Origin of the sequence: Escherichia sp. KS167_9B (genome assembly GCF_030295215.1) — a bacterium.
GTDB lineage: Bacteria > Pseudomonadota > Gammaproteobacteria > Enterobacterales > Enterobacteriaceae > Escherichia > Escherichia coli_F.
The window spans coordinates 4,434,018-4,450,318 of the sequence record NZ_AP025754.1 but is presented as its reverse complement, the minus strand read 5'-3'; the positions used below and the strand labels follow the sequence as shown (position 1 = coordinate 4,450,318).

16 protein-coding genes are annotated in these 16,301 nt (G+C 49.8%); 13 read left to right on the top strand and 3 right to left on the bottom strand.

The window, feature by feature from the left end; all coding sequences use genetic code 11:
• The first annotated feature begins 481 nt into the window (after positions 1 to 481).
• The 3 genes from QUE34_RS22210 to QUE34_RS22200 are packed head-to-tail and all read left to right on the top strand — an operon-like array spanning position 482 to position 1,675.
• Entirely contained in the window at positions 482 to 829 is a 348-nt protein-coding gene (locus QUE34_RS22210) for a YidH family protein (RefSeq protein WP_000703959.1), read from the top strand.
• The gene (locus tag QUE34_RS22205; protein ID WP_001113432.1) at positions 819 to 1,181 is read left to right on the top strand and encodes a DUF202 domain-containing protein; all 363 of its coding nucleotides are present in this window, start codon (positions 819 to 821) and stop codon (positions 1,179 to 1,181) included. Before QUE34_RS22210 ends, QUE34_RS22205 begins: the two co-directional genes overlap by 11 nt.
• Positions 1,178 to 1,675, top strand: a complete 498-nt coding sequence (locus tag QUE34_RS22200; protein WP_000148072.1) for a radical SAM protein — start codon at positions 1,178 to 1,180, stop codon at positions 1,673 to 1,675. Before QUE34_RS22205 ends, QUE34_RS22200 begins: the two co-directional genes overlap by 4 nt.
• A gap of 7 nt (positions 1,676 to 1,682) precedes the next feature.
• Here the strand turns inward: QUE34_RS22200 and emrD are convergent, their stop codons facing one another.
• The gene (gene emrD, locus QUE34_RS22195) at positions 1,683 to 2,867 is read right to left on the bottom strand and encodes a multidrug efflux MFS transporter EmrD (protein WP_024166225.1); all 1,185 of its coding nucleotides are present in this window, start codon (positions 2,865 to 2,867) and stop codon (positions 1,683 to 1,685) included.
• Between the two features lie 81 nt (positions 2,868 to 2,948).
• Between emrD and ysdE the strand changes: the two genes are divergently transcribed.
• Positions 2,949 to 3,023 carry a protein YsdE gene (gene ysdE / locus QUE34_RS22190; protein WP_211180519.1) on the top strand — a complete coding sequence of 25 codons (75 nt, stop codon included), beginning with the start codon at positions 2,949 to 2,951 and terminating at the stop codon, positions 3,021 to 3,023.
• 123 nt (positions 3,024 to 3,146) lie between these two features.
• On the opposite strand, the gene tisB is transcribed toward ysdE, so the two are convergent.
• Complete coding sequence (tisB, locus tag QUE34_RS22185) at positions 3,147 to 3,236, bottom strand: type I toxin-antitoxin system toxin TisB (protein ID WP_000060506.1); 90 nt, start codon at positions 3,234 to 3,236, stop codon at positions 3,147 to 3,149.
• Positions 3,237 to 3,799: 563 nt separating this feature from the next.
• On the opposite strand from tisB, the gene ivbL reads away from it, so the two are divergent.
• The 9 genes from ivbL (at position 3,800) to uhpT (ending at position 14,397) form a co-directional block, all read left to right on the top strand.
• A complete protein-coding gene (gene ivbL, locus QUE34_RS22180) occupies positions 3,800 to 3,898 on the top strand; it encodes an ilvB operon leader peptide IvbL (protein ID WP_001300753.1) in 99 nt (32 codons plus the stop codon).
• A 105-nt stretch (positions 3,899 to 4,003) separates the two neighbouring features.
• Complete coding sequence (gene ilvB / locus QUE34_RS22175; RefSeq protein ID WP_286338882.1) at positions 4,004 to 5,692, top strand: acetolactate synthase large subunit; 1,689 nt, start codon at positions 4,004 to 4,006, stop codon at positions 5,690 to 5,692.
• Between the two features lie 3 nt (positions 5,693 to 5,695).
• Entirely contained in the window at positions 5,696 to 5,986 is a 291-nt protein-coding gene (gene ilvN / locus QUE34_RS22170) for an acetolactate synthase small subunit (protein WP_001181706.1), read from the top strand.
• Positions 5,987 to 7,063: 1,077 nt separating this feature from the next.
• Entirely contained in the window at positions 7,064 to 7,546 is a 483-nt protein-coding gene (locus QUE34_RS22165) for a hypothetical protein (protein ID WP_032304088.1), read from the top strand.
• A gap of 413 nt (positions 7,547 to 7,959) precedes the next feature.
• A complete protein-coding gene (locus QUE34_RS22160) occupies positions 7,960 to 9,285 on the top strand; it encodes a hypothetical protein (protein ID WP_241232120.1) in 1,326 nt (441 codons plus the stop codon).
• A 161-nt stretch (positions 9,286 to 9,446) separates the two neighbouring features.
• A complete protein-coding gene (gene uhpA / locus QUE34_RS22155) occupies positions 9,447 to 10,037 on the top strand; it encodes a response regulator transcription factor UhpA (RefSeq protein ID WP_000633668.1) in 591 nt (196 codons plus the stop codon).
• Complete coding sequence (gene uhpB, locus QUE34_RS22150; protein ID WP_001355057.1) at positions 10,037 to 11,539, top strand: signal transduction histidine-protein kinase/phosphatase UhpB; 1,503 nt, start codon at positions 10,037 to 10,039, stop codon at positions 11,537 to 11,539. The genes uhpA and uhpB overlap by 1 nt, the downstream gene beginning before the upstream one ends.
• A gap of 9 nt (positions 11,540 to 11,548) precedes the next feature.
• Positions 11,549 to 12,868, top strand: a complete 1,320-nt coding sequence (gene uhpC / locus QUE34_RS22145; RefSeq protein WP_032304084.1) for an MFS transporter family glucose-6-phosphate receptor UhpC — start codon at positions 11,549 to 11,551, stop codon at positions 12,866 to 12,868.
• Positions 12,869 to 13,005: 137 nt separating this feature from the next.
• Positions 13,006 to 14,397, top strand: coding sequence for a hexose-6-phosphate:phosphate antiporter UhpT (uhpT, locus tag QUE34_RS22140; RefSeq protein WP_000879194.1), 1,392 nt, complete (start codon positions 13,006 to 13,008; stop codon positions 14,395 to 14,397).
• Between the two features lie 46 nt (positions 14,398 to 14,443).
• Here the strand turns inward: uhpT and adeD are convergent, their stop codons facing one another.
• The gene (adeD, locus tag QUE34_RS22135; protein WP_032304083.1) at positions 14,444 to 16,210 is read right to left on the bottom strand and encodes an adenine deaminase; all 1,767 of its coding nucleotides are present in this window, start codon (positions 16,208 to 16,210) and stop codon (positions 14,444 to 14,446) included.
• Between the last annotated feature and the right edge of the window lie 91 nt (positions 16,211 to 16,301).

Here is a 16,301-nt window from a genome sequence, read left to right as displayed (position 1 = left end):
GGTATTGTATTACGCCTCTCCACCCGACCTTTGTACGGATGTGACTATGCCGCATTACGGGCATAAAAAAGCCGCAAAGCTATCGGGTGCGGATGACCGCTTGTAAGTTCAGTGCGGTCAGTATGCGATAGCTCAGGCGGATTTGTCAAATCGTGCAGTAACATCCTTTTCTTCCTTGCCATTTCTCAATGATGACAAAGGGTGGATTCGGATTGGTATTGGGACAAAAGTGAGACACACAAAGCTTTGCATCGGCTTACAAAGCTTTGCATGTTTTTCAATGTTGGGACGTGTGAGCGCAGAAATGACGGGCTATCTAATTGATTTTAAACGATACGTAACCAACTGATTTTATTTTGCGCTATGATACCCATCTGACCTCCTTGTAGCGGATGGCAAAAGCATATCAGGAAACGGGTGGACGAAATTCTTAAAAAAACCGCTAAAGGTAGAGCGTTAGTGAAATTGCAAAGGAGCAACAATGAAAATTTCCCGCCTCGGAGAAGCGCCCGATTACCGCTTCTCGCTGGCTAATGAGCGTACTTTTTTGGCGTGGATCCGTACTGCACTAGGATTTCTGGCGGCGGGGGTTGGGCTTGATCAACTTGCGCCAGATTTCGCCACGCCCGTCATTCGCGAACTGCTGGCGTTGTTGTTGTGTCTGTTTTCCGGCGGGTTAGCGATGTATGGCTACTTGCGCTGGTTACGCAATGAAAAAGCGATGCGTCTGAAAGAGGACCTGCCCTATACCAACAGCTTATTAATCATCAGCTTAATATTGATGGTCGTGGCGGTGATCGTTATGGGACTGGTGTTGTATGCCGGATAGCCGCAAAGCCAGACGCATTGCCGACCCAGGGCTGCAGCCGGAGCGTACATCACTGGCGTGGTTTCGTACCATGCTGGGCTACGGCGCGTTGATGGCGTTGGCTATCAAACACAACTGGCACCAGGCGGGCATGTTATTCTGGATTTCGATTGGCATCCTCGCCATCGTAGCGCTGATCCTCTGGCACTACACCCGTAATCGCAATTTAATGGATGTCACGAATAGCGATTTTTCCCAATTTCACGTAGTCCGTGACAAATTTTTGATCTCCCTCGCGGTGTTATCTCTCGCAATACTGTTTGCTGTAACGCATATACATCAACTTATCGTATTTATTGAGAGAGTCGCATGACAGGAAGTCAGGTCATTGATGCTGAAGAGGACAGGCATAAACTGGTTGTAGAGTATAAGGATGCTCTGCAACCTGCCGATTTTTATTACAATTTCAAACAGCGGGGCATCCGCTCCGTACAGCTTATTCCCCATCTTGAATTTGATGACCGGGGCGATCTGACGGCCGCTTCGGTGACAGCAGAGCTGTGGGGGAAATTTTTAATTGCCCTGTTCGAGTGTTGGGTACGGGCAGATATCAGTCGTATCTCGATTGAGCTTTTTGACGCCACCCTACAAAAATGGTGTGGCAGCGAAAACCCGCAACCGCGCCGTGGCTGCCAGGCGTGCGACTGGCATCGGCTGTGCCCGCACGCTCGGGAGGAGACGCCAGACAACGTGCTTTGTGCGGGCTATCAGGCGTTTTATTCTTACTCCGCGCCGCATATGCGGGTGATGCGTGATCTGATAAAGCAGCATCGTTCTCCCATGGAGCTGATGACGATGCTGCGGTGACGTGAGCTTAAACGGGCTGCCCCTGATGCGACATCCGCGTCGCCAGCGGTAGCCAGCACAGCACGATCAACAATCCCATTAAGGTCATCAACAACCCCAGGCTGCCCTGACCGGTTTGCGGCAACATCGCAGAGAGCGACGCAAGCACGCCGGAACCAATGTTTTGCAGACCGCCGACCAGCGCGCCAGCCGTGCCCGCCAGGAAGGGGAACGGTTCCATTGCGCCGCTGGTCGCCAGCGGAAACAGCATCCCGGCACCGAAAAAGAACAGCGCGGCAGGAACAAGCAATGTCCAGACATTCATCACGCCAAACCAGTCGGGGATCCACATCAGCAAGCCAGCCAGCAGGCAGCAGATAACCGACTGCCACATCAACGTCGGGAATCGTTTATTAGGACGCCCGGCAAACCATGCTCCAAAAAATGCCGCCGGAATCGGCAGAATAAACAAAATACTGACCGTCATACTGCTCAGCCCTAATACCGCACCCATCAGCACGCCGGAGCAGGCTTCAAAGGCGGCAATCCCGGCCAGACCGCCAATCAGCATCAGCAAATAACAGTTAAAACCGCTGTTACCGAAAAGTGTTTTATAACTGGTAAGCAGGCGCGTGCGCGGTGCATCTACCGGACGCGTTTCCGGCATCCAGCGCGCCATACTGAAGGTCACACCGGCACAAAGTACCAACAGGAAGAGATAACAGGCGCGCCAGTTCCACATCGTATCCAGCAGACCGCCGATTAACGGTGCGAGCAACGGACTGACGAGAATCCCCATATTTAACAGGCTGTTAGCATGACGTAACTGTGTCCGTTCATATAAATCACGCGGCAATGTACGCGCCATCACGCCGCCTACGCCGGTGCCCATCCCCTGCATCGCGCTGGCGGCAATCAACACCGTCAAACTGGAGGTCGTGACCGCGACCAGCGTTGCCAGCATAAAAATGGACATTCCGACGAGGATCACCGGTCGGCGACCCACACGGTCGGATATCGGGCCATAAAACAGTTGCGAGACACCGTAAGTCAGCAGATAAGCGCCCATTACGCTTTGCACCGCCCCTTCACGAACGTTGAGATCGCGCGCCATATCGGCAATAGCTGGAATATAAATAGTTTGCGCCATCTGACCGACGGCCACGAGTAATACCAACATCAATAACAAATTGACGTTTCTATGCCTTTTCATTATCACGGATGCTTTTATAAAAATAATTAGAATAAGTCACTACGCATTCCCATAAATGCGGGAGAGGAATCTATCACATTGATGAATGTTAGCCAGATATACGCCAGGAATGGGGAATTGTTTAGCGGCAGAATATGTAAACAAAAGCGGCAATAAATGTTGCCGGGAGGGATGGTAGGTCGGATAAGATGCGTCAGCATCGCATCCGACACCAACCCACACGCTAAATATAAAAGGGGAGCGGTTACCCGCTCCCCTTTGGTGCGACTTGAATCTGAATTACTTCAGGTATTTCAGAACAGCATCAAGCAGTTGCAGTGCTGCAACAATGAGTTTGAGGATAAGAATGGCGATATCCACCAGGCTCATACGCGTCTCCTGTGGTTCAGGAGCACTGCCAGCTGACGTACCTTTCCGCTGCCTGTTGCCAGCTGTTGTGCACGCGGTATCTCAAGGAGAAACGTTGTGCTGTTGACATAACACAGTGTGCTCTCGCGGGGTTAAGGCGCTGACGGCACCACCCGTTTCAGCCAGGACTTAGTGCGCCGGGTAACGATGCGGCCCCCGCATAACACATTGCGTACAGTGATATTATAGAAGTATACTGTATAAATAAACAGTAATTTTTAGACAAAACGCAAACTGTGATCGATACTCAACTATGCACTAAATACGTCAAAATTCGTGCCGAAATTGCGCGTTCTGCGCGGAACACGTATACTTTCAGTGTTGACATAATACAGTGTGCTTTGCGGTTACCAGCCGCGGGCGGCTGACGAAACCTCGCTCCGGCGGGGTTTTTTATTGCCTGCTTTTCAGTACAAAACGTGATCAATCCCTCAATTTTCCCTTGATGAAAAATTTTCCATTGTCTCCCCTGTAAACCTGTGCTTGTATAAATATTGTTAAACACAAAACCAACAAGGTCCCCAATGACTACTTCCATGCTCAACGCAAAACTACTGCCAACTGCGCCATCCGCCGCAGTGGTCGTCGTGCGTGTGGTGGTGGTCGTCGGCAATGCGCCGTAGGGACTGGAACAACACACGATTCCAAAACCCCGCCGGCGCAAACCGGGCGGGGTTTTTCGTTTAAGCACCTCCCGGAAAGTCGGCCCAGAAGAAAAGGACTGGAGCATGGCAAGTTCGGGCACATCATCGACACGTAAGCGCTTTACCGGCGCAGAATTTATCGTTCATTTCCTGGAACAGCAGGGCATTAAGATTGTGACGGGCATTCCGGGCGGTTCTATCCTGCCTGTTTACGACGCCTTAAGCCAAAGCACGAAAATCCGCCATATTCTGGCTCGCCATGAACAGGGCGCGGGGTTTATCGCTCAGGGAATGGCGCGCACTGACGGCAAACCGGCGGTCTGTATGGCCTGTAGCGGACCAGGTGCGACTAACCTGGTGACCGCCATTGCCGATGCGCGACTGGACTCCATCCCGCTGATTTGCATCACTGGTCAGGTTCCTGCCTCAATGATCGGCACTGATGCCTTCCAGGAAGTGGACACCTACGGCATCTCTATCCCCATCACCAAACACAACTATCTGGTCAGACATATCGAAGAACTCCCGCAGGTCATGAGCGATGCCTTCCGTATTGCGCAATCAGGCCGCCCTGGCCCGGTGTGGATAGACATTCCTAAGGATGTGCAAACGGCAGTTTTTGAGATTGAAGAACAGCCCGGTATGACAGAAAAAGCTGCCGCGCCTGCGTTTAGTGAAGAGAGTATTCGTGACGCAGCTGCAATGATTAACGCCGCCAAACGCCCGGTGCTTTATCTGGGCGGTGGTGTGATCAATGCGCCTGCGCGAGTGCGTGAACTGGCGGAGAAAGCGCAACTGCCTACCACCATGACTTTAATGGCGCTGGGCATGTTGCCAAAAGCGCATCCGTTGTCGCTGGGTATGTTGGGGATGCACGGTGTGCGCAGCACCAACTACATTTTGCAGGAGGCGGATTTGTTGATTGTGCTCGGTGCGCGTTTTGATGACCGGGCGATTGGCAAAACCGAGCAGTTCTGTCCGAATGCCAAGATTATTCATGTCGATATCGACCGCGCAGAGCTGGGTAAAATCAAGCAGCCGCACGTAGCGATTCAGGCGGATGTTGATGACGTGCTGGCGCAGTTGATCCCGCTGGTGGAAGCGCAACCGTGTGCAGAGTGGCACCAGTTGGTAGCCGATTTGCAGCGCGAATTCCCGTGTCCAATCCCGAAAGCGTGCGATCCGTTAAGCCATTACGGCCTGATCAACGCCGTTGCCGCCTGTGTCGATGACAACGCGATTATCACCACCGACGTGGGTCAGCATCAGATGTGGACCGCGCAGGCTTATCCGCTCAATCGCCCACGCCAGTGGCTGACCTCCGGCGGGCTGGGCACGATGGGCTTTGGCCTGCCTGCTGCGATTGGCGCGGCGCTGGCGAACCCGGATCGCAAAGTGTTGTGTTTCTCCGGCGACGGCAGCCTGATGATGAATATTCAGGAGATGGCGACCGCCAGTGAAAACCAGCTGGATGTTAAAATCATTCTGATGAACAACGAAGCGCTGGGGCTGGTACATCAGCAACAGAGTCTGTTCTACAAGCAGGGCGTTTTTGCCGCCACCTATCCGGGCAAAATCAACTTTATGCAGATTGCCGCCGGATTCGGCCTCGAAACCTGTGATTTGAATAACGAAGCCGATCCGCAGGCTGCATTGCAGGAAATCATCAACCGCCCTGGTCCGGCGCTGATCCATGTGCGTATTGATGCCGAAGAAAAAGTATACCCGATGGTGCCGCCAGGTGCGGCGAATACTGAAATGGTGGGGGAATAAGCCATGCAAAACACAACTCATGACAACGTAATTCTGGAGCTCACCGTTCGCAACCATCCGGGCGTAATGACCCACGTTTGTGGCCTTTTTGCCCGCCGCGCTTTTAACGTTGAAGGCATTCTTTGTCTGCCGATTCAGGACAGCGACAAAAGCCATATCTGGCTACTGGTCAATGACGACCAGCGTCTGGAGCAGATGATAAGCCAAATCGATAAGCTGGAAGATGTGGTGAAAGTGCAGCGTAATCAGTCCGATCCGACGATGTTTAACAAGATTGCGGTGTTTTTTCAGTAAGGAGCGACATTAAACCGCTCGGGGGAGTTACTGATGAGCGATTTTTGATAGATCCGTTCAGATATATAGGGTGAAATTGTGCCAGAGACCATCTCAGGCACAATTTATTAGCCCAGGACGTTAATTTAAGTCGCTGCACCGATAACCAGGGGGTTGACAGTTAGGGCTAAAAATTTCCAGCGATGGTGTTAAATTCTGATTGCTGTCTATACCAGTGGTCATGACCAGCATTCTATTAATTAATGGTTCATCGTGAGGTATATTATGGCAAGCCCTATAAACAGCGGAACAATGATGTCAAATCCCTGCCCTTCCACCTTTTTGGATAAAAATAGAATTATTGCTGCTGAGCTTAATATCACAAATAACGAGAAAAAATATTCACCTGGCAGTAATTTCGCAAAATGGATGTTACAGGAAATAAAACGCTTAATAGCAAATATTATGTCCGGTTCTCGCAGTGTTAATACCGAAATACTTAACTATTTTCACCCTATGCCAGGCACTGAAAATAATGGTAATCGTACCTGGATGGCGGCAACTGGAGAGAACGAATACACCGTAATTGAACAAACAGGTGGCAAATCCTTTAATGTTTTTCAGGTTGGTGCAGGTAAAAATAATATAAAAGAAATATTGGGGAATACATCATATTCTGGAGTGGCTGTAGCGACTATTATCAAATCGCTATCTGAAAAAACTGCTGCGCTAGAAACACATTCTGCTGACACGGTTTTGAGGAAAAAATTAGTTAATAGTATTGTTCTGATGAATGCGGATTGTAATTACGAAATGCCTGCAGAAATTTTGAGTAATACATATGATTTATTAAACCTGCGAATTCAAAAAGATGAGGGGCATTTACCTGTTCAGGAAAAAATTGATATTGATGATGATTATTTATACTCTATGACTATGGATGCTCATAGATGTATAAAAGAACAAACTAAACCAAGTGGCGCTGCAAAAATAACTTGCTGTGGTGTTGAGTTAAGTAAAGATATTCTTAAAATATTTGCAAGCAAAATTGAAATAATTGAAAAAGATCTAAGTTATAGTCAAAAGACACCTGAACAATTGGTTGCACAGGTATGCTTTAATGATGATGATTGTGCTCGGGTAAGAGAATTATTAAAACAATCAAACGGTAATATTACGGATGATAAGATTGATGAAATAATCGCTTGCTTAGCCAGTCCTCAGGGGATTACATGTTTTTATTATTCTTCCGCACAAGGCTATCAGACTCGCTTACAACATACATCTCAAGATGTTCGCGAGTTACTCTCAAAGAGTTTGGATGGTGCCACTTCATTAACATTGCATTTAAAAAAATCAGGAAATGCTTTTTTTGGGTCTGGAAAGTATCTTAATGAAATGGATTTTACTATGAATGGGTTTAGTCAGAAGATATATTTGATGGCGGTTAATAAAATTGAAAATGAAGTTAATCTTCAGTGCGCTCGTTATATTACTACCGGTAGTGTCGACGAGAAAAACTCCACCAGCGATAAAGTCTCTTTTACATTTTCTGGTGCCGCAACAACTGCTGATTTATGATTTTTTCTTGATAAAGCGCGTTTATCATTAAGATGAACGCGTATTGTTAACCGTCTGTGTGTAAACAGTCTTTTTGAAAAAATGAGCGATTTTTGATAGTGAATAAGTAGTGTTAGTGATGCAATTGCATTGGGAAAATCGTTCGGAAAATAAGCTCCAGTATTATTGCGTTTTTCTTAACGAACTGGCACATGGAGGTCGCTTTATGACCAATTGTGGCGCTAATATTAATGCTTTGAATAATATCAAAGTTGTATTTATTAATATTGAGAAAAAACCATGAGGTTATTATGGGAACTTATAGCGTAACCACCAATCCTGTTAAACAGAGTGTTCTGTTTAACCAAAAGCAGCAAAATTTAAATAAGAGTATTAAGCGTGATCTTAATATGGATTTTTCTAACATTGACGTAATGAAAAAAAGTGGTGTGATTGACGATTGCCTAACAGTACCAACAGAACCCGTAAAGGTAAGCTTTAGAGAATCATTTGTAAATATATTAACTCACCTGTTGGAAATGTTGCATCTTTATCGTTATGAGGTTAATTCTAAATTCATCCCTTATTTTCATGTTACACCTGAATCTAAGGATTCGAATAATAAAATATGGATTGCTGTAACGGGTTTAAATAGTTATGTCAAAATTGAAGAGCTCGGTAGTGACAGATTTAAAGAAACCCAATTGTATCGTGAATTTCATAAGAAAAAAAATGGTGAAACTGAAAGTATAAAGCATGAGGACGTCAGGGAATTTTCAGGGTCTAACGCACAAGAGTTTTTGCAGCTCTTATCACAACATGATCAACAGGAAAGAGAACAAATCTCAGAATTAACAGTTGCTGCAAATGCTCTTAAGCTGGAAGTTGCTAAAAATAACTATAACATGAAATCCCCTTCTGATAGGCAAACCGAACGCCGAATGATAGAGCTTTTAAGGGAACAAAAAGATTTAATTCCAGAAAAGTATTTACATCAATCATCTATAAAAAACCTTAAGCTTCATGAGGATGAATTTAGCTCACTCCTGGCAGATGCAGAAAGACAAGTTCTGGAGGGAAGTTCATTTGTCTTATGTTGTGGTGAAAAAATAAACAGCACTATAAGTGAATTACTTCGCGAAAAAATGCAAGATTTAACACTTCGCACTAGATCTTTCACTCGCTCTGGATCTCCTTCTTGTGATGTTTATGAGGAAATATTCAAGAAAGTTATTTTCACCCCTGATGAATGTGATCTGGTGAGAGATTCGTTATATCAAGATGGTATAAAGCCAGAAAAAATAGCAAAAATCATTTCTTGTTTATCCAGTCGTACCGGGATTGGAAATTTGTTTTATGCCTGTTCACAAGCATTTTATGTTGCTAATGATAATGTTGCACCTGATGTGCGTCGCGCCGCTGTAGCTGTTGGCGATACATTAAGTTATTGTCCGAGTTTTGTTGCTTTGAATGGTAGAAATAACCATCTTCATGCCGATTTCTCAGAATACGGGTTCACACAAACTCTTTATGTTTTAAGAGCAGTCATAAATAACGCGAATGACACCTTTGATATTGCTAATTATATCTATACCACTAAAGGCGAAAATATTATCCATAACGACGTTGAAGATGATTCTCCCTATGTACATTCCGATGAAAGTTATAGACACAAAGATGATTATTGGGCAAGGGATAATGATGTCCGCAATCTAAGGAGAAATTTCTCAGGCAATATTACGATTGCAACCTACAAATAATTCGCTTTTTCTCAATAACACGCACCAAACGCTTACCTTTCAGGTAAGCGTTTTGACGATAAGCCCAACATCATTAAGCCAATACATACCCCATATCCAACTTGAACAACATCGCGCTTATCGTTAAGGTATGCGCGTTTTTTATCCGCCAGGACCCAATCATGATCACCGTTGCACTTATAGACGATCACCTCATCGTCCGCTCCGGCTTTGCGCAGCTGCTGGGGCTGGAACCTGATTTGCAGGTAGTTGCCGAGTTTGGTTCGGGGCGCGAGGCGTTGGCGGGGCTGCCGGGGCGCGGTGTGCAGGTGTGTATTTGCGATATCTCCATGCCCGATATCTCCGGTCTGGAGCTGCTAAGCCAGCTGCCGAAAGGTATGGCGACAATTATGCTCTCCGTTCATGACAGTCCGGCGCTGGTTGAGCAGGCGCTTAACGCGGGGGCGCGCGGCTTTCTCTCCAAACGCTGTAGCCCTGACGAACTGATTGCTGCGGTGCATACGGTTGCCACGGGCGGCTGTTATCTGACGCCAGATATTGCCATTAAACTGGCATCCGGTCGCCAGGACCCGCTAACCAAACGTGAACGCCAGGTGGCGGAAAAACTGGCGCAAGGAATGGCGGTGAAAGAGATTGCCGCCGAACTGGGCTTGTCGCCGAAAACGGTACACGTCCATCGCGCCAACCTGATGGAAAAACTGGGCGTCAGTAACGACGTGGAACTGGCGCGCCGCATGTTTGATGGCTGGTGATGAAGACGTTGTTCTCCCGCTTAATTACTGTTATTGCCTGCTTTTTTATCTTCTCTGCCGCGTGGTTTTGCCTGTGGAGTATCAGCCTGCATCTGGTTGAGCGCCCTGATATGGCGGTGCTGTTATTTCCGTTTGGTCTTCGACTTGGGCTAATGTTGCAATGCCCACGCGGATACTGGCCAGTGCTGCTGGGCGCGGAATGGCTGCTGATTTATTGGTTAATGCAGGCGGTTGGTTTAAGCCATTTCTCCTTATTGATGATCGGTAGTTTACTGACGTTACTGCCCGTGGCGCTGATCTCACGCTATCGCCATCAACGCGACTGGCGCACTCTGCTGTTACAGGGTGCGGCGCTGACGGCGGCGGCGTTGTTGCAGTCGCTGCCCTGGCTTTGGTACGGCAAAGAGTCGTGGAATGCGCTGCTGTTAACTTTAACTGGCGGCCTGACGCTGGCCCCGATATGTCTGGTGTTCTGGCACTATCTCGCCAATAACACCTGGCTGCCGCTCGGTCCGTCATTGGTTTCTCAGCCAATCAACTGGCGCGGGCGGCATCTGGTCTGGTACTTGCTGCTGTTTGTTATCAGTCTCTGGCTCCAGTTGGGATTGCCGGATGAACTGTCGCGCTTCACTCCCTTCTGCCTGGCGCTGCCGATTATCGCGCTGGCATGGCACTATGGCTGGCAAGGGGCGCTGATTGCGACGTTGATGAACGCCATCGCGCTGATCGCCAGTCAAACCTGGCGTGACCATCCGGTCGATTTATTGCTCTCCCTGCTGGTGCAAAGTCTGACTGGGTTGTTGCTTGGTGCTGGCATACAGCGCTTGCGTGAACTTAACCAGTCGCTACAAAAGGAACTGGCGCGCAATCAGCATCTGGCTGAACGTTTGCTGGAAACCGAAGAGAGTGTGCGTCGTGATGTGGCGCGTGAATTACACGATGATATCGGTCAGACCATCACCGCCATTCGTACGCAAGCGGGCATTGTCCAGCGGCTCGCGGCGGATAACGCCCGCGTGAAACAGAGCGGGCAGCTCATCGAACAGTTATCCCTGGGCGTTTACGACGCGGTGCGCCGCTTGTTAGGGCGGTTACGTCCGCGCCAGCTGGATGATCTCACTCTGGAGCAGGCCATCCGCTCACTGATGCGGGAAATGGAGCTGGAAGGGCGCGGCATTGTCAGCCATCTCGAATGGCGAATCGATGAATCAGCGTTAAGCGAAAACCAGCGCGTGACGCTGTTTCGCGTCTGCCAGGAAGGGTTGAACAACATTGTGAAACATGCCGATGCCAGTGCGGTCACGTTGCAAGGCTGGCAGCAGGACGAACGGTTGATGCTGGTGATTGAAGACGATGGTAGCGGTTTACCGCCGGGTTCCGGGCAACACGGTTTTGGCCTCACCGGAATGCGCGAGCGAGTAACGGCGCTGGGTGGCACCTTGACCATCTCCTGTTTGCACGGCACGCGTGTCAGTGTTTCTCTACCTCAACGTTATGTCTAAGGCTTGATGATGTTGCCGTTTCTGAAAGCGCCAGCTGACGCGCCGTTGATTAGCGATAAACATGAAATTGATGCCCGCTATCGCTACTGGCGTCGGCATATTCTGCTGACCATCTGGCTGGGTTACGCGCTGTTTTACTTCACGCGGAAAAGTTTTAACGCCGCCGTACCAGAAATCCTTGCTAATGGCGTGCTCAGCCGTAGCGATATCGGCCTGTTAGCGACCCTGTTTTACATTACCTACGGCGTGTCGAAGTTTGTCTCCGGCATTGTCAGCGACCGCTCAAATGCCCGTTATTTTATGGGGATAGGGCTTATCGCCACGGGCATCATCAACATTCTGTTTGGCTTCTCGACGTCGCTATGGGCGTTTGCCATGCTATGGGGGCTGAACGCCTTTTTCCAGGGCTGGGGTTCACCGGTGTGTGCGCGTCTGTTAACCACCTGGTATTCACGTACTGAGCGCGGGGGGTGGTGGGCATTATGGAACACGGCGCATAACGTCGGCGGCGCACTCATTCCCATTGTGATGGCAGCGAGCGCGCTGCATTACGGCTGGCGTGCCGGGATGATGATTGCCGGTTGTATGGCGATAGTCGTGGGGATTATTCTCTGCTGGCGGCTGCGCGATCGCCCGCAGGCGTTAGGTTTACCAGCGGTCGGCGAATGGCGACACGACGCGCTGGAAATCGCTCAACAACAAGAAGGGGCAGGGCTGACACGTAAAGAGATCCTCACCAAATATGTGTTGCTGAATCCGTATATCTGGCTGCTTTCGTTTTGCTATGTGCTGGTCTATGTGGTCCGGGCGGCGATCAACGACTGGGGCAATTTGTATATGTCCGAGACGCTGGGCGTCGATCTGGTCACGGCGAATACGGCAGTGACAATGTTTGAACTGGGCGGATTTATCGGTGCGCTGGTAGCGGGTTGGGGCTCGGACAAACTCTTTAACGGCAACCGCGGGCCGATGAATTTAATTTTCGCCGCCGGGATTTTGCTGTCCGTCGGCTCGCTATGGCTGATGCCATTTGCCAGCTACGTGATGCAGGCAAGCTGCTTCTTCACCATTGGTTTTTTTGTCTTTGGCCCGCAGATGTTAATCGGCATGGCGGCAGCAGAGTGTTCCCACAAGGAGGCGGCAGGGGCGGCAACGGGGTTTGTCGGCTTGTTTGCTTATCTGGGGGCGTCGCTTGCTGGTTGGCCGCTGGCGAAAGTACTCGATACCTGGCACTGGAGCGGTTTTTTTGTGGTTATCGCCATTGCCGCCGGGATTTCCGCACTGCTGTTACTGCCCTTTTTGAATGCCCAGACACCGCGCGAAGCGTGATGCATCTCACTTTTTCACTTCATATCCGGCAAAACTAAGAAATTTTCCAGGTTTTGCCTGGACGCTATCTCAGGCCTGATTTGCTGCTGATTTTTACAATGCATACCTCACGCAGGTATTCATTTCAGGAGTAACCCATGCTGGCTTTCTTAAACCAGGTTCGCAAGCCGACCCTGGATCTTCCGCTCGAAGTGCGGCGCAAAATGTGGTTCAAACCGTTCATGCAATCCTACCTGGTGGTCTTTATCGGCTACCTGACGATGTACCTGATTCGCAAGAACTTTAACATCGCGCAGAACGACATGATCTCGACCTACGGCTTGAGCATGACGCAGCTGGGGATGATCGGCCTGGGCTTCTCCATCACTTATGGTGTGGGTAAAACACTGGTTTCCTATTACGCCGACGGCAAAAACACCAAACAATTCCTGCCGTTCATGCTGATCTTGTCTGCCATTTGTATGTTGGGCTTCAGTGCCAGTATGGGCAGCGGCTCGGTTAGTCTGTTCCTGATGATTGCCTTCTACGCCTTAAGCGGCTTTTTCCAGAGTACCGGGGGATCGTGCAGTTACTCCACCATCACCAAATGGACGCCGCGTCGTAAGCGCGGGACGTTCCTCGGTTTCTGGAATATTTCTCACAATCTTGGCGGTGCGGGCGCGGCAGGTGTGGCGCTGTTCGGCGCAAATTACCTGTTTGACGGCCATGTGATCGGCATGTTTATCTTCCCGTCCATCATCGCGTTGATTGTCGGTTTTATCGGCCTGCGTTACGGCAGCGACTCCCCGGAATCTTATGGCCTCGGCAAAGCTGAAGAACTGTTCGGCGAAGAGATCAGCGAAGAGGACAAAGAGACAGAATCTACCGATATGACCAAGTGGCAGATCTTTGTTGAGTATGTGCTGAAAAACAAAGTGATCTGGCTGCTGTGCTTCGCCAACATTTTCCTCTATGTGGTGCGTATTGGTATCGACCAGTGGTCAACCGTGTATGCGTTCCAGGAACTGAAACTCTCTAAAGCGGTGGCGATTCAGGGCTTTACGCTGTTTGAAGCTGGTGCGCTGGTGGGTACGCTGTTGTGGGGCTGGCTCTCTGACCTGGCGAACGGTCGCCGTGGCCTGGTGGCCTGCATCGCGCTGGCGCTGATTATCGCCACGCTCGGTGTGTATCAACATGCCAGCAACGAATATATCTACCTGGCTTCTCTCTTTGCGTTAGGTTTCCTGGTCTTTGGCCCGCAATTGTTGATTGGTGTGGCTGCTGTTGGCTTTGTACCTAAAAAAGCCATTGGCGCTGCCGATGGTATTAAAGGCACCTTCGCTTACCTGATTGGTGACAGCTTTGCCAAGTTAGGGCTGGGGATGATTGCCGATGGGACGCCGGTATTCGGCCTTACCGGCTGGGCAGGCACCTTTGCCGCACTGGATATCGCCGCGATTGGTTGTATCTGCCTGATGGCGATAGTGGCGGTGATGGAAGAACGCAAAATCCGCCGCGAGAAAAAAATTCAGCAGTTGACAGTGGCATAAACGTAACTGGTGACTTTTGCCCGGCATGACGCCGGGCTTTTTTTTATTATTCCGTGACTTCCAGCGTGGTGAAGGCAAACTTCTCGCCATCAAACAGCCCCTGACTGGTTAGTTTCAGCGCGGGGATCACTGGCAGGGAAAGAAACGCCATCTGAATAAACGGCTCATCCGGTAACGGACCACATTCACGGGCGGCGGCTTTCAAGGCGTCAATTTGCTCCGCCAGTGACTGCGCCGTGTCGGTGCTCATTAGCCCGGCAATGGGCAACGGCAGATGACTTTGTACCTGGCCGTTACGTACTACGCATAGTCCGCCGCCATCCTGAATCACCTGATTGACCGCCAGCGCCATCTCTTCGGCACTACGACCGATCACCACAATATTATGGCTGTCATGGCTGACCGTCGCAGCCAGCGCGCCTTCATTCAGGCCAAAACCGCCGAGCAAACCACAGGCTGGAGCCAGTCTTTTCCCGTAACGCTCAAGTACGGCAATAAAGCACACATCATCGCGATCAAAACCATTTTCGCTGTAGACGCTAGAGCGGGAGTGCGTAATCAATTCGTTATGGATGACGTCAATGACCCGATAGCGTTTTCCAGGCGTAAATTGCAGGGCAAAGTCGCTGGCGGAAACTGGCTGGCGGGCAATGGTATTGCCATACGGCGGAGCGGATTGTGCCAGTCTCGCTGACTCTTCCGCTTGTAAGGTTTGTGCATCAATCGGTTCGCCTTTCACCAGTACCTGCTGCACCGTGACCTTACGCGCATCGCTCAACAGGACGATATCCGCCTGCTTGCCGGGTGCCAGTAAGCCGAGATGATTCAGACCAAAATGGCGTGCTGTCGACCAGCTGGCGACGCGATATGCCACATGCAGCGGCACATTGTGTTGTTCGATCAGGCGACGAATTAAGGCATCGATATGTCCTTCATGGGCGATCTCCCACGGGTTACGGTCATCGGTGCAGAGCATACATTGCGGGCTGTTAAATTCGTTGATCAACGGTGCCAGCGCGTTGAGATTGCGGGCAGCGGACCCTTCGCGGATCATCAACGACATGCCGAGTTGTAACTTCCGGCGACCTTCTTCCAGCAGATAACTTTCGTGGCAGTTTTCAATACCCGCAGCAATATAGGCATTAAGTTCTTTACCGCCCAAACCCGGGCAGTGACCGTCCAGCGTCAGGTGGCGAAATGCGTCCAGTTTATCGAGCAGCGCATTCTGTCCGCTAATTACGCCAGGGTAATCCATCATTTCAGCAAGGCCGGTAACCTGCGGATGGTCACGCCAGGCGAGCATCTGTTCAAGTGTAAAACTGGCACCGTTAACATCGCAGCCTTCCAGGGCAGGTACGCAAGAACTGACCTGCAAATACTGGTTTTGCCTTGCCTGTTCGGCACAGCGGGCAAACCAGGCGAATCCGGCTTCGCCCATCACGTTGACGATTTCATGGGGGTCGCAAATAACGGTCGTCAGGCCGCGCGGCAGGGTGGCGGTTTCAAAAGTAACCGGCGTCATCATGCTGGATTCAATATGCAGGTGAGCATCAATAAACCCTGGCACCGCCGTTGCGCCGCGCGCATCAATCCGCTGCAAAGCCGGAGCGTCAGCATATTCTGCGCCAACACCGGCAATGTAACGTCCTTTAATCACAATTGGTCCGGAAATTTCTCCGCCATTGATCAGATCGAGAATAGAGACATTATCAATAATATAATCGGCAACAGCGTCGCCACGGGAAACGGCTAACAATTCCTGGTATTCAACCCGGCTAATGTGATGAAATTTATGGTTAATGGAATTATTCATATTTTTCTCATTTTGATTTTATCAATTTGATTATTATTTATCATAAAGAAACGTCGCGAGATTATTAAAGAATATCCATTAATGTGCAATT